18 protein-coding genes and 1 pseudogene are annotated in these 18505 nt (G+C 37.1%); 5 read left to right on the forward strand and 14 right to left on the reverse strand.

The window, feature by feature from the left end; translation table 11 throughout:
* Positions 1 to 106: 106 nt before the first annotated feature.
* Both EA365_06345 and EA365_06350 read right to left on the reverse strand, forming a co-directional pair.
* Positions 107 to 463 carry a hypothetical protein gene (locus tag EA365_06345; protein ID TVQ46099.1) on the reverse strand — a complete coding sequence of 119 codons (357 nt, stop codon included), beginning with the start codon at positions 461 to 463 and terminating at the stop codon, positions 107 to 109.
* A gap of 150 nt (positions 464 to 613) precedes the next feature.
* Positions 614 to 796 carry a CsbD family protein gene (locus EA365_06350; GenBank protein ID TVQ46100.1) on the reverse strand — a complete coding sequence of 61 codons (183 nt, stop codon included), beginning with the start codon at positions 794 to 796 and terminating at the stop codon, positions 614 to 616.
* Positions 797 to 1089: 293 nt separating this feature from the next.
* Here EA365_06350 and EA365_06355 point away from each other — a divergent pair, with 293 nt between their 5' ends.
* Positions 1090 to 3837, forward strand: a complete 2748-nt coding sequence (locus EA365_06355; GenBank protein ID TVQ46101.1) for a cation-translocating P-type ATPase — start codon at positions 1090 to 1092, stop codon at positions 3835 to 3837.
* 478 nt (positions 3838 to 4315) lie between these two features.
* A complete protein-coding gene (locus EA365_06360) occupies positions 4316 to 4618 on the forward strand; it encodes a ssl1498 family light-harvesting-like protein (GenBank protein TVQ46102.1) in 303 nt (100 codons plus the stop codon).
* A 61-nt stretch (positions 4619 to 4679) separates the two neighbouring features.
* Here the strand turns inward: EA365_06360 and EA365_06365 are convergent, their stop codons facing one another.
* The 4 genes and pseudogenes from EA365_06365 to EA365_06380 form a co-directional block, all read right to left on the reverse strand.
* Entirely contained in the window at positions 4680 to 6974 is a 2295-nt protein-coding gene (locus tag EA365_06365) for an NACHT domain-containing protein (protein TVQ46103.1), read from the reverse strand.
* Positions 6975 to 7068: 94 nt separating this feature from the next.
* Positions 7069 to 7158: pseudogene (locus EA365_06370) on the reverse strand (XisI protein).
* Entirely contained in the window at positions 7146 to 7334 is a 189-nt protein-coding gene (locus tag EA365_06375) for a hypothetical protein (GenBank protein TVQ46104.1), read from the reverse strand. The pseudogene EA365_06370 and the gene EA365_06375 overlap by 13 nt, the downstream one beginning before the upstream one ends.
* 68 nt (positions 7335 to 7402) lie before the next feature.
* Positions 7403 to 7849, reverse strand: a complete 447-nt coding sequence (locus tag EA365_06380) for a hypothetical protein (protein ID TVQ46105.1) — start codon at positions 7847 to 7849, stop codon at positions 7403 to 7405.
* 140 nt (positions 7850 to 7989) lie between these two features.
* On the opposite strand from EA365_06380, the gene EA365_06385 reads away from it, so the two are divergent.
* From EA365_06385 to EA365_06395, 3 genes are all read left to right on the forward strand, one after another.
* The gene (locus EA365_06385) at positions 7990 to 8508 is read left to right on the forward strand and encodes an O-acetyl-ADP-ribose deacetylase (protein TVQ46106.1); all 519 of its coding nucleotides are present in this window, start codon (positions 7990 to 7992) and stop codon (positions 8506 to 8508) included.
* A 121-nt stretch (positions 8509 to 8629) separates the two neighbouring features.
* Complete coding sequence (locus EA365_06390) at positions 8630 to 9898, forward strand: amino acid ABC transporter substrate-binding protein (GenBank protein TVQ46107.1); 1269 nt, start codon at positions 8630 to 8632, stop codon at positions 9896 to 9898.
* A 219-nt stretch (positions 9899 to 10117) separates the two neighbouring features.
* On the forward strand, positions 10118 to 10477 hold the full coding sequence (locus tag EA365_06395) for a hypothetical protein (GenBank protein ID TVQ46108.1): 360 nt from the start codon (positions 10118 to 10120) through the stop codon (positions 10475 to 10477).
* On the opposite strand, the gene EA365_06400 is transcribed toward EA365_06395, so the two are convergent.
* From EA365_06400 to EA365_06435, 8 genes are all read right to left on the reverse strand, one after another.
* Entirely contained in the window at positions 10469 to 12424 is a 1956-nt protein-coding gene (locus tag EA365_06400) for a GTP-binding protein (GenBank protein TVQ46109.1), read from the reverse strand. The two genes, EA365_06395 and EA365_06400, sit on opposite strands and share 9 nt — an antisense overlap.
* 31 nt (positions 12425 to 12455) lie before the next feature.
* Positions 12456 to 12845 carry a DUF1824 family protein gene (locus EA365_06405; GenBank protein TVQ46110.1) on the reverse strand — a complete coding sequence of 130 codons (390 nt, stop codon included), beginning with the start codon at positions 12843 to 12845 and terminating at the stop codon, positions 12456 to 12458.
* A gap of 4 nt (positions 12846 to 12849) precedes the next feature.
* Entirely contained in the window at positions 12850 to 14307 is a 1458-nt protein-coding gene (locus EA365_06410) for a CPBP family intramembrane metalloprotease (GenBank protein TVQ46111.1), read from the reverse strand.
* A complete protein-coding gene (locus tag EA365_06415; protein ID TVQ46112.1) occupies positions 14300 to 15028 on the reverse strand; it encodes a DUF3153 domain-containing protein in 729 nt (242 codons plus the stop codon). Before EA365_06415 ends, EA365_06410 begins: the two co-directional genes overlap by 8 nt.
* A 63-nt stretch (positions 15029 to 15091) precedes the next feature.
* A complete protein-coding gene (locus EA365_06420; protein TVQ46113.1) occupies positions 15092 to 16192 on the reverse strand; it encodes a glycosyltransferase family 1 protein in 1101 nt (366 codons plus the stop codon).
* Between the two features lie 41 nt (positions 16193 to 16233).
* Entirely contained in the window at positions 16234 to 17361 is a 1128-nt protein-coding gene (locus tag EA365_06425) for a ferrochelatase (protein TVQ46114.1), read from the reverse strand.
* A gap of 222 nt (positions 17362 to 17583) precedes the next feature.
* The gene (locus EA365_06430) at positions 17584 to 17835 is read right to left on the reverse strand and encodes a hypothetical protein (GenBank protein ID TVQ46115.1); all 252 of its coding nucleotides are present in this window, start codon (positions 17833 to 17835) and stop codon (positions 17584 to 17586) included.
* An 81-nt stretch (positions 17836 to 17916) separates the two neighbouring features.
* Positions 17917 to 18480 (reverse strand): stress response protein, encoded by a 564-nt coding sequence (locus EA365_06435; protein ID TVQ46116.1) that lies wholly within the window; start codon positions 18478 to 18480, stop codon positions 17917 to 17919.
* Positions 18481 to 18505 lie beyond the last annotated feature (25 nt).

Consider the following 18505-nt stretch of genomic DNA (forward strand, 5'->3'; position numbering starts at 1 on the left):
TTACCCCTATACTCAACCCCTCTACCTTTATGGCGGAGGGGAATAATATTATTTATTAAATTTTCGTCATTTGGCGATCGCTATTGTAGAAAAATTTTTCTTGGGTTTATTCATCTACGTATAAATCCATCGAGTCACTAGCCTGAGTTTTGATATCTTTGAGATTCTGACGATCTTCTCCTGCTGATTGTTTAGTTTTACCATTAGGTTGGTAGTTAGGATTAAGAATACTTTCATTCATCCCTTCTAACGATTCAGATTTAAAGCGGTTGGCTTCTTCTTCTTGAACCATTTTAGAATTGCTCTCGTTATCTTTGGTCATGATCTCAGCTGGATTCCTGGCCGCGAGTTGCGTGGGTAAATTAGCAGCCCAACTATCCATAGTTCCAAAACTAAAAGCAGTGACAGTAATAAGCAAGATACTTAAACTGATGGTGAGGAAAAAGCGACGAAACTTTTGCATTATTGAAATCATTTTAATTAAGCTCCAACAAAGAATTTGCTAAATTGATAAAAGAAAAACTTTCTTAGTACTGGATGACGTAACTTTACCCAAAATACTAAGAAAATTTGTTAGCCCTACCTAATAGAGAGAGTTTGGAAAAATAACCGACTAGTCAACTGTTTTTTTGACTGCATCCTTCACATCTTCGGCAACATGACTAACTTCTGCCTCCACCTGTTTTTTCTTACCCTCGGCTTGAGTTTGGGGGTCTCCTGTTAGGTTACCTACAGCTTCTTGAGCTTTACCTTCAATATTTTTAGCTGTTGCCTTGGCTTTATCTTTAGAACTCATGATTTGCTCCTTAATTGGCAATATTATTATGTACTTAAGATAGGAAATTTTTCCTAACTAATATTACTATGGCATTCGGTTGTTCTAAATCATGTTTTAGCAATTGTTTCGTGACTGTATAAATTGCTTGATTTGTCTTAAAATCTCACAAATCTTTACTATAATCAAATCCAAGAATCTAGTTATTAAAATAAAATCAGAGTAAAGTTAATTATGATTAGCATTTATTTGTGGATTTGATATTAGAAATTCAGAAGGCATAGATTTACGCAAAATTTAATCTAAGGTGAGAGATGAGTAACTGGTATAAACTCGATTCAGTAGAAGTATTAAAAAAACTCGATACCCATCCCAATCAGGGTTTGAGCTTATCAGAGGCTGAGCAACGTTTAAAGGAATATGGTTTTAACGAATTAACCAAGAATCCAGGAGAAAATATCTGGCAAATGTTCTGGAAGCAACTGACCGCTGTAATAGTACTCATTTTGATTGTAGCGGCGGCTATTTCTCTGGCTTTAGGTTATTACATTGATGCTTGTGCCATTCTGACCATTGTTGTCTTCAACAGCTTTTTAGGAGTATGGCAGGAGTATCAAGCCAGCCAAGCGATCGCCGCTCTAGAAAAGTTAGCTGTGTCCATGGTTAAAGTACATCGTGGCAAAAAAGTAAGGGAAATTTCAGCGCGCATGCTAGTCCCGGGAGATATTGTTTTACTCGAAACTGGCAACCTAGTATCGGCAGACTACCGCTTGTTAGAGAGTTTCAATTTACGAATTCAGGAAGCCTCCCTGACAGGAGAATCTGACCCTAGGGACAAACAAGCTCAAATGTCCGTACAAGGTGATTTACCCATAGCAGATCGCCTGAATATGGCTTATATGGGTACAACAATTACCTATGGCAGAGGTTTAGGAGTAGTCACAGAAACAGGAAACAAGACTGAATTGGGGCAGATTGCTACAGCTATCCAAACTGTCAAACCTCAACCAACCCCTTTAGAGCAACGCTTAGACCAACTCGGAGTCAGGCTAGCTATGATCATTCTCTTAATCGTAGCCATTATCTTTACACTAGGACTTCTCCGAGGAGAGGAGTTATCCTTTATGTTCCTTGCTGCGGTAAGTTTGGCAGTAGCGGCCGTCCCGGAGGGATTGCCTGCAGTGGTCACCATTGCCTTAGCCTTGGGGGCGCAACGAATGTTCAAACAACGGGCATTGATTCGCAAATTACCTGCTGTCGAGACTTTAGGGTCAGTAACGGTAATCTGTTCTGATAAAACGGGGACATTAACTGAGAATCGGATGACTGTTATTTTGCTCTCTGTGGTTGGTCATCAAGTGAATTTAACAAACCCGCTGAGATCGAGCGCCTTGGGTTTAAATAGCTACGAAGATTCCTGGCCTGTATTAAAAGAACAAGCAATATTGAACCTATTACTTATAGGAGGGCTACTTTGTAATGATGCCATCTTAGAAGCAGATCCAACTATCCCTCACCAATTCCATACCGTGGGAGACCCAACCGAGGGTGCTCTGGTAGTAGTTGCGGCGCGTTATGGCTTGAGAAAGACTAGCTTAGAGAAAGCTTTTCCCCGAGTTGCTGAGATTCCCTTTGACCCTGAGCGGAAGCTGATGAGTACTGTACATAGTATTACCAAGGCATCGCGTGATTTTAACGAAACATTGGAATCAATAGATTTTGCTGCTTTGGGATTAGCAGAATCCTCTCACCTTGTATTTACTAAAGGAGAAGTGGTCGGCTTGCTCTCAATTTGTGATCAAGTTTGGGTGAACGGGAAAATAGAACCTATCAAAAAAACTTGGCAGGAAAAAATCTTAAGGGATAATGACCGGTTAGCACAGGACGGTATGCGGGTTTTAGGGGTTGCTTGCCGACCTCTAAACATTCCCGATGATAGTATAGATCTCAAAAGCCTGGAACAAAATTTAATTTTCCTGGGTATTATTGGCATGATTGACCCGATTCGCCCCGAAGTTAAAGAAGCCATAGAGACTTGCCAAACTGCGGGCATTCGTCCGGTCATGATCACCGGAGATCATCCTCTTACTGCTCAACACATCGCTCAGGAATTAGGCATAGAGTTCAGCGATCGCTTTTTAACTGGACAAGAATTAGAACAATTGTCTCAAGAAGAATTAGAAAACCAAGTAGATCAAGTTTCTGTTTACGCAAGAGTTTCGCCCAAGCATAAGTTAAATATTATCAAGGCTTTGCAAAAACGAGGTGAAATTGTCTCGATGACCGGAGATGGAGTCAATGATGCTCCTGCTCTCAAGCAAGCGGATATTGGCATAGCGATGGGAATCACTGGTACTGATGTGGCTAAAGAAGCTGCTGATATGATGTTACTAGATGACAACTTTGCCACGATTATTGCTGCTATTAAGGAAGGACGGGTTATCTATGACAATATTCGCAAATTTATTAGATATACCTTAACTGGAAATGCGGGAGAACTTTGGGTTATTTTACTAGCACCTTTTTTAGGAATGCCTTTACCGTTGATTCCGGTGCAAATTCTCTGGATTAATCTCTTAGCCGATGGTTTATTAGCTTTGGCTTTGAGTGTCGAGCCCGCCGAAAGACAAATCATGAAGCGCCGTCCCCATCATCCCAATGAAAGTATTTTTAGTCGTGGGGTCGGTCGAGATATTATCTGGGTAGGACTGTTACTGGGTATAGTTTTATTGGCTGTTGCTTACAATTATTGGTCTAGTAACCTGCCTAATTGGCAAACCATGGTCTTCACCACCCTTGCCTTCTCTCGCATCGCATTGGCAGAAACTATGCGCTCTGGACGATACTCGCTATTTCAGATTGGACTGTTATCTAATAAACCTATGTTGGCTGCTGTTGCTCTAACTTTTAGCTTACAAATGGCAGTTATATATGTTCCTATTTTACAACACGTCTTTAAAACAACCCCCTTGTCAGTCAGGGACTTGGTAATCTGTTTAGCATTAAGTATATTTGTATTTTTTGCGATGGAATTAAGTAAGTGGCTAATGAGACGCAGTTAATACCCTCTTTCATTGTCAAAAAATTAAACCGTTTTCAAACATTTTAGACAATTTATTCAATAGGCAAATTTTGGTTATACATTATTTAAAACATGGATATGTCAGACTGGTTTATAAGTAAATAATCAAGGAAGACAAAGATTATGAGCAACCAACATAAACTTACTCTAGATATATAGCGAGTACTTATGATTCTCCTAACTAATGCTCCAAACAGGACAAATGTTCTCCACACCTATAACTTGCTATTCCTTTCCCATGATGGAATTAGAAGTATAGAGCGCTCACAACGGAACAAAAGGGTTTCACTCTTTCACCCCATTGCATCTTTCCAGGATAAAATATAATGTATATGATTAGTCGCTATCTGAATTTATGGTTTATTTGGCAGAAAATAACCAAACATCACTATGTATTTTAAGATTTCAAAATTTTAGCATTAATCACAAGTTTTTTGAAAATATGTTATAATTTAATCATGAAAAAACAACCAGTAACAACAACAACCACTCCCAGTAATAAAAGTGCTAATTCTGTCCATTATAGTGATGGAACTGAATTGATTCCCTCTGGAATAAACTCTGACCTTGAGGATAATGATGAACTTGTCAAAGGCTATACAGAAGATGACGAAGGATTAATCAATAATTATGCTGTTGAACCAGCAGCCTATGCAGCATCCTATCCCAATCCTAGACAACAGTTGCGCTATCTTTTCTGGGGGGCAGGAGCAGTTGTGTTTATAGTCACAATCTTAGTTATTGCTTTTGCAGTTAGCTAGAACTTTAAGTTAGTTCATGTGTGAAAATCCTGCCTAAGAGAAAGAGTTGCTAAAACTTAAACTATTGCCACTCTCTCTCTTCTATTTCTTTTTGGGGTAATAATAAAGCTGCTTTGATTTCTTCTCGTACAGCTGAAGTTACTTCAGAATCACCATTTAGGCAATCCATCAATAGCTGATTAGCATTATAGTATTTTTGTAGAATTAATTCTTGCTCTGAGCTAAAATTCCAATCATGTTGAATATTCTGGTGTTGAGTGATCACCTCTTTTAACCGCTCACTCCAGCGTTGATGGTTCTTCTGCCACCAAGATTGAAACTGTTCTGGATTTGTCTTAGCTTCAGGGAGTTCGTCTTTAAGCACTTCCAAAGATTGTTTAAAGCCGATATCGACTACAATACTCAGAGCATTACTAAGAGCCTCACTACAAACATATGCGTGAGCGAAATCACTATCAAATTGAGAACACTTGATTAGCAAGTTATCCAGTAACACATCCAAAAATATTCCTTGGTCGATGACACAAGCTAAGACAAAGTCAGAGGTTAGGTGAGGATAGCGGGCTAAAGCCAGGTAAAAAGCACGAGTAGCCGATGGGGTTGGAGGAGTTGCCAGAGATTTTTGATTAGCCCAGCTTAAAAACTCTTGCAGATGGGGGTCTTGGGCTACCAAAGAATCTACCTTTTGTTTCATTAACTGTACCAAAGAATCAGCACTGCGTAGCATACTTGATGTCAATATAAAAATCTCCCTCCACCTGGGTTCAGTAATGTGACCAACTAAACTTTCTAGAACTTTTTCTAAAGGTTGTAAATTATAACTAGCTACAATTTTGCGAGCGGTAAAGTATTCTTGAAATGCCAAATAGGAGAAAGAGAAAATCCCGTGCATTCTTTCCGTTAAAATCCCGTGCTGTAATTCTATCGCTTGCAGAATAGCTTCACTATCAATTTCTAATTCCTCTGGTTCAGTGGGAGCATTAGGTAAAGACCGAATGTAGTCCCCGATATATGCTTGGATGGTTAGTTTTTTAAAGAAGTAAGAACCCTGTTCAAAAGTCGCCGCTGCAATCTGACTCAGCAACTTAATTTTTTGAGGTAAGATAAATCCTCGATAGACCTCATCTCTTTCTACACCTCTAATTTCATCCCATTTACCTAAAAGTAGATCCAGACATTGTTTATAAAACTCAGTTTCTTTGAAGGGAAATTGACCATGACGATCAAAGATCCAACAAGCGAGATGCAAAAACAAGGGACTGACTGTTAGTTTACGGAATGACAAATTTTCAGGTAAGTTTAACTTTTCTATAAACTCAGTCGCTTTTTCTCCTCCATCCCTAGCATTAGTCTTGGTTAAAGCAGTAAACCACTTGATGGCAAAGGCTGTAATTTGCTCTTGGGTAAATGCAGCGATTTCAACATCAGTAAATCCCTTAATAGTTAATGTTTTGGCAGCTGTTCGACAAGTTATTACAAATAAATTACTTTGATAGTTTTCCGAGAAGCGACGAATTTCTTTTAAAACCGCTTTACGATCTATTTCTAGTACTTCATCTAACCCATCGAGCAATAGTAAGACACGACCTTGGCTTAGTAAAGTTTCTAACAGGGAGGGATTAGTGATGCCGGAAGTAACAAATTCAGCATTAATGTAACTTAATAGGCTATAGTTCTGAATCTGTCTAGATTCTTCGGCAAAATCTCTCAAGGTAATAAAGATAGGAACTCGATTCGAGGCAAAATCACCTTGGTTGCATTGAATAGCTAAATGTTGGAGAAAGGTAGTCTTACCACAACCTGCTTTACCCAATACCCTGACTTTCAAGAGGGATTCCACCGCTTCAACCCCGGGTATTTGTTTTTGGGAGACATCACCTAAACCGAAACGGTCTAATTCAGAAGGTGGCAGCTTTGAGAGTGTTTTAAAGCTAAATATCTCTTGACTACTGATTTCTTCTAAAAAATTGACATCGATATAAATATTTTCTATTCCTACTGGATAGTTAATATCTAATAGTTGTAGAGTCCCACATTGAGACTGAATTTTGTCTTGGCGTTGTGATCGCGTTTCCTTGACCAAGAGGTCTAAATCTTGTAAACTTTGTTCTATGGGATCTCCTACTTCAGCAGGAGGGTTAGCGGCAATCTCTCGCCAATTTAAGTCGAGAATATTACAAATTTCGATAAAATTAATTCGTTCGATAGGACGACCAGAGAAAAACCGCCAAATAGGTTGACGAGTCTTGAGATTTATTTCCCAGGCTAAATTTTCTTGAGTCCAACCCTTGCGAGAAAACGCCTGTTTAGCCAATCTTGCGCCCTCTAGAGAGGCGTATAGTGATCTTTTTGCCATGATTAAAAAGAGTATGTGATTTTCTACTTGAGATTTTTGATACTCTCGCGCCATTAAGATAGATATGATCTGAGAAAAAAAGTAATTGAATTTAAGTTTCTGAATCTGAACCTAAAAAATTTCGATAATCTTCTAAAACTTTGATAATGGCTTGTTTAAGATTAGTTTTATTTAAGGTATCCATGTTACTATCTCCGTTTGATTGACATTAAAGGTGAAAAGACGAATAATTTTATCTAAATCAACAACTAGATTCTTTCCCCTTGCTAGTTTGATAGGATAAGGATCATGAGTAATCGTCCAGCCATTTTTTTCCAGGGCTTTTTTGACAACATCATGGTAATAATCACGAGCAGGCATAACTATTATTGCTAAATAATTGCTTATTTATGACTTATAAAACAACCAGTGCCATAACTTGTTTAAGATTAATTTAGAAAACTTTCACTACTACCAGAAGGACATATCAATTGACTATTCTCTAGAGAAGGAGCATTAATGGTAGTACCAGAATTGTCACTTTGACAAATAATTTGATTGTATGTACCTTCATTATAAGTGATTGCACCTGAGAAACTTCTTAAATCATCTTGTTGAGCATTAACTATTACTGTAGCTAGATTATCTGTTGAAGCAATTATCGGTTGAGAGTAGTAAGGATTATCAGGTATAACTACACCAAGTTGATTAATGTCTGTAGCAAAGGTTTGTCTCTCAAAATGATAAGCTTGTTGAGAGCGATTAATGGTAGCTACTGCGTTTTTCCCTTCAGCTTCTCTAGTCTGATCTACTGGTGTTTGTGCTAAGGCTAGACTAGAGTATAATTGAATTGCAGTTAACCCCGCAAGTAGGATAAAGGAATATTTTGGGTTCATTTTTGTCACCTAGTATAAATTTAAGTTAATTAAAATTCAAGTGTATTTTAAAAGTCTTTCTGTTACTAAATGTTATCAAATTCTGGAGCTATTTGACTCCCAACAAGCAACCAATTAGGAAACAGCCCAAAGAAATAATTATGGATTTAAGGATTGAAGTAACCAAAGGAGATATTACTCAACTAAGAGTAGATGCGATCGTTAACGCAGCCAATAACTCTCTTCTAGGGGGTGGAGGTGTAGATGGGGCAATTCACCGTGCTGCCGGACCAGATTTACTAGCCGAATGTCGTACTCTCAAAGGTTGCAATACAGGAGACGCTAAGATAACCTTCGGTTATAAACTACCAGCTAAATGGGTTATACACACAGTGGGTCCAATTTGGAGAGGGGGAAGACAAAATGAACCAGAATTACTAGCTAGTTGTTACAAAAATAGTTTAACTATTGCCAAAGAAAAACAATTAAAAACGATCGCTTTTCCGGCGATCAGTACAGGTGTTTATAGTTTCCCGCTAGAATTTGCTACCTCTATTGCGGTTCAAACAGTTAATGATTTTTTAATTAATGACCAAGATTTGGAAAGAGTTATTTTTATCTGTTTTGATTCTCTAACCTACCAATGCTATTGTAACTATGTTCAATCATACCAAGGTTAAAAGAGCCTATTTTTTAAAGCACTTTTGTTATCCAAAGTAACCTTAACTTAATCATAACCAAAATTTATTTTATTGTTATAATTTGTTTTCAATCGGTTAAAAGTTGAGGAGTGCATTGTTAATGAAGAGAAATTACCGAAAAATAGTCAGTTTAGCCCTAACTACCCTAAGTACTAGTTGCCTATTAACTACTTATACAACAGCTAGTGCTGTAGCTCAAGAAGGTTTAAAAATTGGTACATTAGTCCCTACCACAGGAGATTTATCCTCAATTGGGCAAAATATGCCTTTAGCTGCTGATTTAGCCGTTGAAACGATTAACGCTTGTGGAGGAGTTAACGGACAACCAGTTACGATCGTTCACGAAGATAGTCAAACAGATCCAGCCGCTGGTGCATCAGCAATGACTAAACTAGCTGAAGTCGATCGCGTCGCTGGGGTAGTGGGTGCATTTGCGAGCAGTGTTTCTACAGCTGCGGTAGATACTGCGGTACGTAATCAAATAATGTTAATTTCACCTGGTAGCACTAGTCCTGTATTCACCGAAAGAGCACAAAATGGCGATTTTAACGGTTTTTGGGCGCGTACTGCTCCTCCCGATACTTATCAAGCTCAAGCTTTAGCTGCTTTAGTCAATCAACAGGGTTTAACCCGAGTCTCTACAGTAGTGATTAATAATGACTATGGTGTAGGTTTTGAGCGACAATTTGTAGAATCTTTTGAAGGTTTAGGGGGAACAGTAGTTAACCGTGATAACCCTGTACGTTATGAACCGAGAGCAACTAGTTTAGATACAGAAGCGGCGGCGGCTTTTGGTGGTGATGCTGAGGGTGTGGCTGCTGTACTTTATGCAGAAACAGGAAGTATTTTATTACAATCTGCTTTTAAACAAGGTTTGAGTGAGAATGTCACCGTTTTCTTAACAGACGGTGTGTTTAGTCCCGATTTTGTGGAACAAGTGGGTAAAACTGCTGATGGTAAATCAATTATTGCTGGTTCTCTAGGAACTGTACCCGGTGCTAGTGGTACTGGTTTAGATGATTTTACCGCTCTTTGGCAAGCAAGTACAGGTAAGGAAGTGAGTGCTTTTGTTCCCCATACTTGGGATGCTACTGTCTTGTTAATGTTAGCCGCAGAAGCTGCTCAGTCTAATACGGGAGAGGGTATCAGAGATAAAATCCGTGAGGTAGCTAATGCACCTGGTGTGGAAGTGAGCGATCCTTGTGAAGCGATCGCCTTGATTCGTGATGGACAAGAAATTAATTACCAAGGTGCTAGTGGTAATGTCGATATCGATGAGAATGGCGATGTTATCGGTAATTATGATGTTTGGCGAGTCAATGAAGATGGTACATTAGAAGTCATTGATACTGTAGCTCCCGCTCCTTAGTTTAAATAGCTTAGATACTATAGCGCTACTTGAAGAGGGAATGGGGAAGAGGAAATGAAGAATGAAGAATTAATTATTTTTTCGCGCATTTGGAATAACTCCGAACTCATTCCCCTCTTTCCTTGCGCTAAGGGCTACCCTAAAGGTTACTTATGTAGTTTAATAATACAAGCATGCCAATGAGCAGTCAGATATTGACAAACTCTCGCGCGCGAAAAAATGACCAAAAACTCTATGAACAAAGCTTTTAACTCCCTTTTACCTTTGGCCTTGCGCTATATCGGTATTTTTTGCTTGCTGTTTATTCCAGGTAAGGTTTTTGCTCAAGAAAGTCAACCTACACCCCATGTCTATCCCGAGGATTTTGTGACAGACTATCTAGCTGATTGTCGAGAATTGGCGATCGCCGAGGGGTTACTTCCTGAAGACGCGGATATTCTCTGTCAATGTACAATTGATAAGTTTCAAGCGCAATATAGCTTTGAGGAATACGAACAACTCTCTCAAGAAGCTAAAGAAGAGGTTGGTTATGATTGTTTTGATGAACTTCTCTTTGAAGATGAGGAAACCTCAGGATAGTATAGTAGAGATGATAACTATTATGACAATAGTCCCAACAAATAAGCTTCCATAGAGTATCCATTTGTTGCCTTTTTTCTTCTCTCTATTGTTTTCTGTAACTCTCCTTTCTTCTCTAACTCCCTTGTCTCCCTTGTCTCCCTTGTCTCCCTTGTCTTCCCTAATAGGTGGGGGTGGTGGAGTTTGACTGATTGGTTGTTGTTTAGATTTAGGTTTGAGTTTATTAGCTTTAATTCCTGGGGTGAGTTGATTAACCTTTTCTAATTGACTACAAACATTGTTAAGAAAGTCTGTTTGGGTTTCTGGGTTACTGGTAACAGAGATAATTTGTGTTTGTGGATTTGCTTTTACCAAAACGCGATCGCCTCTATTATTAAATACTACTCCATCGCGCCAATAGAGGTTAGCTTCGATATATTTTTTCATCCTTACGGTTAAACGCGGGATAATTTGCGGAGAAAAGACGGGGTATTGATATTCTACTTTACTAGGGTTTTCCCAATCTCCTGTAGCTGGTTCTTGAGGGTTTAACAGATTAGGTATAATGATTGTATCGGGTGTTTCTGTACTAAAACCTAGTTCTAGATTCTCGATTATGTCTAGGAAAAAACGAGCTTGTTGTAGGTTGGGTAATTCTAATAATGTTTGAATGTGATTAGCATTAACGATACCAAGAGTTTCTTGTTGAAAGTCCATATCGTTAAATATCAACTCTAAATTATTAATAAACCATTGGGGTTTAATCAGATAATTTGGTCGATAGATAATTACCCCGATATCTGCTAAGAAATTAGCTAAGTCTTGTTGTTCTTTTTCTTCTAAAATAACTTCTTGTTTACAAAGTTGTTGATATTCTTCGTAACTAATAAAAGGTGTTTCTAAAGCTGCTATTTTTTCTTTCATAGCAATCCAATTGGGAGGAGTTTCGCTATTAAGATTAATTAAGGCTTCTACTTGTTGAGTAATTACTGTTTTTAAATATTCTATTCCCTGTTGCTTTTTACAGGATATCTCGTTGATTGTTTTTACTTCAGCGTAGTTTCTCGATATGGTAGTTTTATCTAAAATAGTTAAGCCTTGGTCAATTTTATTAATGACTAAAACTAGAGGTGCTTTTTTATTAATACTAGCAATACGTTTAAACCAGTAGTCTAGTTTAGCTGGATCTTCTCCACCTTCTGTTACTATTAAATAAAGAGAATTTTGCGAAAAAGCACAATCATAAATAGGGTGCATATTTGCTGTTCCCCCAAAATCCCAGAGTTGAATATTGGCTTGATTTTGGTTATATTCTATGGGAAGATTTTGTTTATTTAAACCAACGGTTCTGATATGATAGGGATTAAATTTACCTTCTAGTAATTGTTGAACTACTGAACTTTTACCTACTCCTAGAGAACCAATAATAATTATTTTGCTTTCGTAGAGATAAGATGCTTCTGCTGATTGATATTCGAGATAGTATTTAATTATGCTGGCTGGTTGGTGGATTTTTTCGACAATTTCTTTGGGGATAGGTAGATGATTTTTACGTAAATCAAAGTTTCTCAGATTAGTCAGATTTTCAATTTCTGGTGGTAAACTAGTTAAACCGTTATCGTTAAGATAGAGTCCTTGTAGATTGGTTAGTTGTCCTATTTCTGGAGGGATGGTGGTGAGTTTATTGTTACCCGCGTAAATAATCTCTAGATTTTGTAGTTGAGCAATTTCTGGTGGTAGTTGTGCAATCTTGTTGTTACTAAGAGATAATCGCTTGAGGTTGGTTAATTTACCGATTTCTGGAGGTAGTTCGGTAAGTTTATTATCTTTGAGGTTAAGTTTAGCGATTTGAGTTAATTCCCCGATTTCTGGAGGAAGAGAGGTTAAACCTTCACCAGAGAGGGTAAAATCCATGGATCTGGTTTTTTTAGCTAGGGCGATCGCTTCTTTTACTTCTTCGTCAGTCATAAATTTAACTCAGATACTCTATCCACTCATTTTAGAATAGATCCAAAGGAAAGTAACCATAAGTTCCCATGATATCTAAATCTTCTCCTTGATAAGAGATTAACACTCCTCGATAGTCTCCGTCGTAATCGTCTAGATAAAAGTTCTGTTTTTTGGTGTTAAATTTGAGATAAACCGGAGTAAGACTTTTCTTGTCTAAGCTTGGTAAGGGGAAATTATAGCCCAAAGCTTGTAGATAATTAGCTAAAGCGTCTAAACCCTGTTGAAGATTATCAGCACAGATACCGAGATTTTGGTATTCTGATAACTTAGCTACTTGGAGAATTGCTTGTTGTAATTCTTGTTTAGCTTCGGGAGTCTCAACGGGTTTAATGTTTGTACAGCTATATTGTTTTAAAATTGCTACTGCTTGTTGAATCATGTTATTAACTTCCTAAGATATATAAACTTAACAAAGTCCCACTATTCCAAAGAGCGTGAAGTAAAATCGAAGAGAGTAGATTACGAGAACGTGTATAGACAAAACCTAGTACTATTCCTAATACAGTTAGGGGTAACACTTCTGATAAGCTTAAATGAACAGCAGCGAAGATAAAACCACTTAATAAGATAGCACTCCAACTGTTGAGATAGCGTGTCAAAGAAGTTAGTAAAAAACCCCTGAACATAATTTCTTCAAAAATGGGAGCAGCGATCGCTGCTGTGCTAAAAAAGATTAATAAAGCGATGGTATTTTGGGATTCTAGTGCGAGTAAAATTAGAGGGTTACTTCCTCCTTGTCCTTGCCATAATTGTTGATTAAGCAGAGATACTAATAAGACTAGGGGAAAAGCGGCGATATAACCTCCAATACCCCAAAGAATCCAATTATCTTGTAAGGAGAAGTTAAACCAATTCTCAGGGAAGGGACGAAAAGGACGAATAGAAAGGTATAGTACTAGTAAACCTGCAAAAGCCATACTCAGGTAAGAAACCAACACATAAACTGCTTTTATTTCGACACTTGCATTAGTGGGGTTTAATCCTGTTAAACTAAATGCAAATGGTAGGATAAATTGACCAACGAAGAAAAAGCCAACGATTAAAACTTGCCAAATAGTTTCTCCTCCCCAGGGGACTGACCATCTGTAGCCTTGTTGTTGGCTAAGTAAAGCTTCTTTACCTTGTTGTAACCACTGAATCAGTAATAAAACCAATAACAGGATACCGCTAATTACTCCTAAAAACGGGGTTAAAGCGATTAAACCGAGTTTAATTAGGGCTATCTTGGCGGCTTCTTGTTCTGTCGCTGCTAAACTAGCTATAGCTGTTTCATTGCCTGTTTGTTGATAAAGTTTAGTCAGAGTTATATATTCAAACCAACCTGACAACTCTGCTTGGACTTTTTGAGCGTCTGTATCCGTTGCTACATAATCGCTATTTTCTTGCCATAAATCAGTGAGAATTGTCGCTATTTCATTATTGCTTAAACTTGACCAAGTGGCGATCGCTGTTTCTGTGTCTCCCTGATAAGCTTCGAGGATACCTAATTTTAATTTTAATTCTTGATCAAGACTATCTAACTGACTAAGAACTTGTTGTAATTGTACTTGATTTTGGTTATTTTCTTGTCCTTTAAGTATTTGAGAGTTTTGTTGAGTTTCTTCTAGTGCTTTTTGGTATTGTTGTTGTACTGTCCCATAGATATTATCTCCTAATAAAGAATCCCGAGTTTTAGCAATACTACTATCAGTTTGATAACTAGAAGCTTGTAAAATCAATTCACTTTGGTAAACTTGTAAACGATTTTGTACTTGAGGTTGATTTAGACTACTGAATAAAGCATCTATCAAATTGATTGCTACTAAAATAGTAATAACTATCAGAAAAATACGTTTAATCATTTATTGCTACCCAGGGTAAACGTCTATATTTAAAATAAAAGCCTATTATCATTAATAAAATAATCAGTAAACTACCAATTCCTAAAACACTTGGTATCCAGAAAACGACTTCTATTTCATTAATTTTACCTGGTTGTAGATGCCAAAGTAAGGTTTTTCCTTGGCTAATTTCTGGTTCAACATTGGTGATTTTGTTAATATTTTTAGCCCCAAAGGGAGTTTTTAGGCTAAAATTCAAATTAAGTAAAGTTTCTGGACTAACGATGAGATTACCTTCTTGAGAAAATACTCCTAGAGAAGTTAAATCTACTAATAACTTTAATTTTTCTCTTTGCAGTAATAAGAAATTACTTTCTTCCAAAGAGATATCGGTATTCATTAGCAATAAACTATCATAATCATTAGTAGCTAATTTAGGTGTGAAAAATTGGGAAAACTTACTAACTAAATCCTTACCATTATTAAAAGGTATGGTTATAACTATTTCTTGTGGAGATATTTTTTTAGTTTGACCATGTAGTTGTCTGACTTTATTATTAATACTACGTAGTAATTCTTCAGTTTCTCTCTGATTGATGGTAGTTAATTGTTTACTCAGGGTAATATTTTGGACTATTTTACCCTGGTGTTGCGTCTTAAAATCAAGACTTAGGTCATATTCTACACAACCAGTTAGCAAAAATAAGCAAATTGCAGCTAAAATTAATCCTGCTTGTCTCATTAGTAATTATACTCGCTAAAAATGGCAATTGCACAATATTCAGATCATACCATGGTATTAGCCCTAAAAATTCTTTACCCAAACTTTAGCGATATGATCCCAAGTTTCCTGACTAACATTATCTTGAAACTCTTGTCTGAGAGAAGCTAAAAGAGTGGGATTTTGGAGAAGTTCAACGATCGAATTAGCAATAGCTACTTGTGTTTCTTTACTTTTGGGGTTTCCAGGTACTTTTAGACAATAATTTTTTTCTTTAAATACTGCATAATCAGTAGTCACAGGTACACAACCTACCATAGCAGATTCTCTAACAGAAACACAGTCAATCTCTTCGTAGGTACAAGCATAATAATGAATACTAGCAGAAGATTTAGCCAGAATCAACTCATCTTGTCCCACCTTACCATGTTCAAAGATACCAGGTTGCTGCAGCAATTTTAAGAGATTTTCCCGCCATAATCGTTGATCCTCGCTTAATTCAGCCCTAACAAAACCATAGTAAATATGTAACTCAGCTTCAGGGATAGCTTGTTTAATAATCGACCAACCATAGGTTAACATAGAATCTAAACCCCGATAATATCTAGAGGCGTAAATCAATTTATAGGGGTTTTTAGGCTGATTAGCGAGTTTACTAATATTAGCATCAACTCCATTAGTTACTATAACAAATTTCTTATCATTAATAAAAGGCATTAAACCTCGTTGATATTGAGATTTAGCGAAAATCAAGTCAAACTTAGTTATTTTTTGGGGAGGAAAAGTAGTAGGATTACCTAAAACATCTTGCCATTCTAGACAAATTTTCTTAGCTTTAAAATTATTAGGTAATAAATAAGGATGTTGAAAGATAATTAAAATATTAAAATGATCATAGGGATTAAAATAACAATAATCCACATAATTAACGCCATCATAGCTACCGGCTTTCCCGTCACAAGTACTATAAACAGTGACTTGATAGCCCAATTTTGCCCATTCTTGAGATAATTTAATCACCGCGGTATAACTACCACTAGCCCCTGTTTTCAAGCTATCGGGTATAAGAGGTTCTTTTCTGCTACCCACATAGAATACTATCGAGTTTTCCGACCATTTTTTAGCTTTGAGTTTACGAATAAATTCTACAACTTGGGGAAAATAACGGTTTAAAAAGTTTCTCATAAAGAGTAGTAGGGACGTACTGACGCCCCTCTAGTATAAACTTAATGATGATGATGATGGTGAGTAGCTTTAACTTGAGTTAATTCAGGGTTGACTGTTAAAGAAGTCTCAGAGAGTAAAGCTTCGATTTGAGAATCAGCCCAAGCTGCAGCCATTTGAAGGAATTGGGGATGATCATTAACACAGGACATTTGGACAAAGGTTACATCAGCATAGCGGTGTTGCAAGTGATGGATAATATGTTCAACGTCTAACAGTGTTTCGTGATTTTCCGTAGCAAAACCGATAGGCATCATGATAATCCCTTTTGCACCTAATTCTATCAGGTTTTTAGCGGCTAATTCGGCGTTAGGTTGAGTCCATTCAATTAAGGGGGTGTCATGATTTAGCCAACCAACGGAAATCAAAGGATATTTATAGATTAATTCTTCCCTAACTAATTCGTATAAAGCTTGACTTTCATCGATTCCGGAAGTAAAACCCTTAGCTTTATGGGGACAACCGTGATTCATTAAGACTATACCAATCTGAGAGGGAAAATGACTGTTAGCTAATTCTGTGGAGATTTTCTCTTCTACGAGGTTAGCTAAAAGTTTGACATAGTCTGTTTTGTTATAAAATGAGGGTAAATAGCGAATTCCCGTTAACCAATGGGAGTTACCTTCTTCTAGCTTAGTTAAGGCTTCGTTAACTTGTTCTACCGCGATACCGCTAGTAAAGATAGAATCTACGACTAAGAGGGGGTAAATTAATAGTTTAGTGAATCCTTGGGCTTTGATGTCTGTAAGTACTTGTTCTGGTAAAAAAGGTGCACAGAAATTAAAGGCTTTAAACACTTGGACGCGATCGCCCCATTTGGCTTGTAAAGCATCTGCAATACCCTGTCTTTGGGCTTCAAAAATTTTGTTATGGGGGGAGATAAAGTTACCATGTTGATGTCCCCACTCATGTAAGTCAAACATAGCTAAGAGTTTAGCTAAAGGAGGGTAAATCCAATGAGGGACCGGGGCAAATTTAGCCGTTAGTAGATTTAAAGCTTGTTCATTATAGTTAGCGAAGTCTTCGTATTTTTCTACTTCACCATATCCCATTAATAACACTGCGACGCGATCGCCTGATGAGGGATTAGTCTGAACTTCCAGGGTATCTTCTAAAGAGGATGCAACCATGATGACTCCTAGTTAACTAAGTTTTCTTTATCTTAGCATCCCCTAGGGGGGGATATCACAGAGGTAGGTTTTTTACCAAGAGCTTGTAGTAAGAATGAGACAAGGTGGACAAGGTGGGGATATTTTCAGTTTTTGCTTAACCAATTAACCAGTTTTCAGGATGATTAATTATTTTGACCAATCCGCTTAAAATTTTAGCCAGACTTAGGGATGATTTTTGATCTACTCTTTAAGAACCTTGTTAATCAAGGAATAATAATTTTTTGCTCCTGCTTTACTTTTAAACCAATTAATGATTTCCACTTCGATTGCAGAGTTCTTCAGATTAAATGGATTTCTAATGAATTTAGTATTTGCTAAAAACTCTTCATCAAGTTCTGGTATATCAGAGTAATCAATGTCTTCATCTGGCATTTCAGCTAAAGCCTTGAGTCTTTCTTCATCAGACATATTTAAGAAATCTCTCTTATTCATATACTTTTTTCTCTCTTTTATTTGCTCTTCTTGCGGAGATAATAGCTGTTAGGTGGAACGGTTTTATTCCGAATGCGCGAATTAAGAATTCAATAATAATTGACCTCCAGGAATAGTATTGACAAAGGTTAGTAAATCCATGATCTGATTTTGATTAATTAACTTAGCACTTATCATGCTACTATTATCTATTTTAGCAATTACGGCTATTTGTCCTACTTCTATAGAAGTTAAGGGTATCCCTATGGTGTTTCTTTTCTCCAAAAGTAGAGTAATTCCTGCATCATAATCATTGAAAAAATAGGTTTTTTTACTAACAAAATCAGGATAACTCACAGCACAGATATATATTTCTGTAAACTCTTCTAACTTACTGACTCCGAGGATTTCTTCGGGATAAGTACTCCTCATACCCCGATGACTATTGAGTTTAATATAGGGAAACTGTTTTAAACTACCCTTTATCCCACCTAGGTAATCTTCAGGAAAGATACCACCTTCTCTACCGTCTTTCGTTTTATAAAAAGCCATTAAATCTAAATCGACTTTAGCTGTCCAAGTTAAGGTAACTAGGAAGCGATTAACAGTAATATAAACCTCATCACCTTTTTTCTTGAGGATTGTTTTTGCTTTGAGATCTACCATGATTTAATTGTCTTAGGAGTATAAC

Origin of the sequence: Gloeocapsa sp. DLM2.Bin57 (genome assembly GCA_007693955.1) — a bacterium.
Classification (GTDB): domain Bacteria; phylum Cyanobacteriota; class Cyanobacteriia; order Cyanobacteriales; family Gloeocapsaceae; genus Gloeocapsa.

Bases quoted from the DNA above. Each gene is read 5' to 3' on its own strand.
- EA365_06375 (TVQ46104.1), bottom strand. From the start codon at position 7,334: ATGCCTGCTCGTGATTATTACCATGATGTTGTCAAAAAAGCCCTGGAA.
- EA365_06400 (TVQ46109.1), bottom strand. From the start codon at position 12,424: ATGACTGACGAAGAAGTAAAAGAAGCGATCGCCCTAGCTAAAAAAACC.
- EA365_06365 (TVQ46103.1), bottom strand. From the start codon at position 6,974: ATGGCAAAAAGATCACTATACGCCTCTCTAGAGGGCGCAAGATTGGCT.
- EA365_06360 (TVQ46102.1), top strand. From the start codon at position 4,316: ATGAAAAAACAACCAGTAACAACAACAACCACTCCCAGTAATAAAAGT.
- EA365_06405 (TVQ46110.1), bottom strand. From the start codon at position 12,845: ATGATTCAACAAGCAGTAGCAATTTTAAAACAATATAGCTGTACAAAC.
- EA365_06430 (TVQ46115.1), bottom strand. From the start codon at position 17,835: ATGAATAAGAGAGATTTCTTAAATATGTCTGATGAAGAAAGACTCAAG.
- EA365_06435 (TVQ46116.1), bottom strand. From the start codon at position 18,480: ATGGTAGATCTCAAAGCAAAAACAATCCTCAAGAAAAAAGGTGATGAG.
- EA365_06395 (TVQ46108.1), top strand. From the start codon at position 10,118: ATGACCAAAAACTCTATGAACAAAGCTTTTAACTCCCTTTTACCTTTG.
- EA365_06415 (TVQ46112.1), bottom strand. From the start codon at position 15,028: ATGAGACAAGCAGGATTAATTTTAGCTGCAATTTGCTTATTTTTGCTA.
- EA365_06390 (TVQ46107.1), top strand. From the start codon at position 8,630: ATGAAGAGAAATTACCGAAAAATAGTCAGTTTAGCCCTAACTACCCTA.
- EA365_06355 (TVQ46101.1), top strand. From the start codon at position 1,090: ATGAGTAACTGGTATAAACTCGATTCAGTAGAAGTATTAAAAAAACTC.
- EA365_06350 (TVQ46100.1), bottom strand. From the start codon at position 796: ATGAGTTCTAAAGATAAAGCCAAGGCAACAGCTAAAAATATTGAAGGT.
- EA365_06380 (TVQ46105.1), bottom strand. From the start codon at position 7,849: ATGAACCCAAAATATTCCTTTATCCTACTTGCGGGGTTAACTGCAATT.
- EA365_06345 (TVQ46099.1), bottom strand. From the start codon at position 463: ATGCAAAAGTTTCGTCGCTTTTTCCTCACCATCAGTTTAAGTATCTTG.
- EA365_06420 (TVQ46113.1), bottom strand. From the start codon at position 16,192: ATGAGAAACTTTTTAAACCGTTATTTTCCCCAAGTTGTAGAATTTATT.
- EA365_06410 (TVQ46111.1), bottom strand. From the start codon at position 14,307: ATGATTAAACGTATTTTTCTGATAGTTATTACTATTTTAGTAGCAATC.
- EA365_06385 (TVQ46106.1), top strand. From the start codon at position 7,990: ATGGATTTAAGGATTGAAGTAACCAAAGGAGATATTACTCAACTAAGA.
- EA365_06425 (TVQ46114.1), bottom strand. From the start codon at position 17,361: ATGGTTGCATCCTCTTTAGAAGATACCCTGGAAGTTCAGACTAATCCC.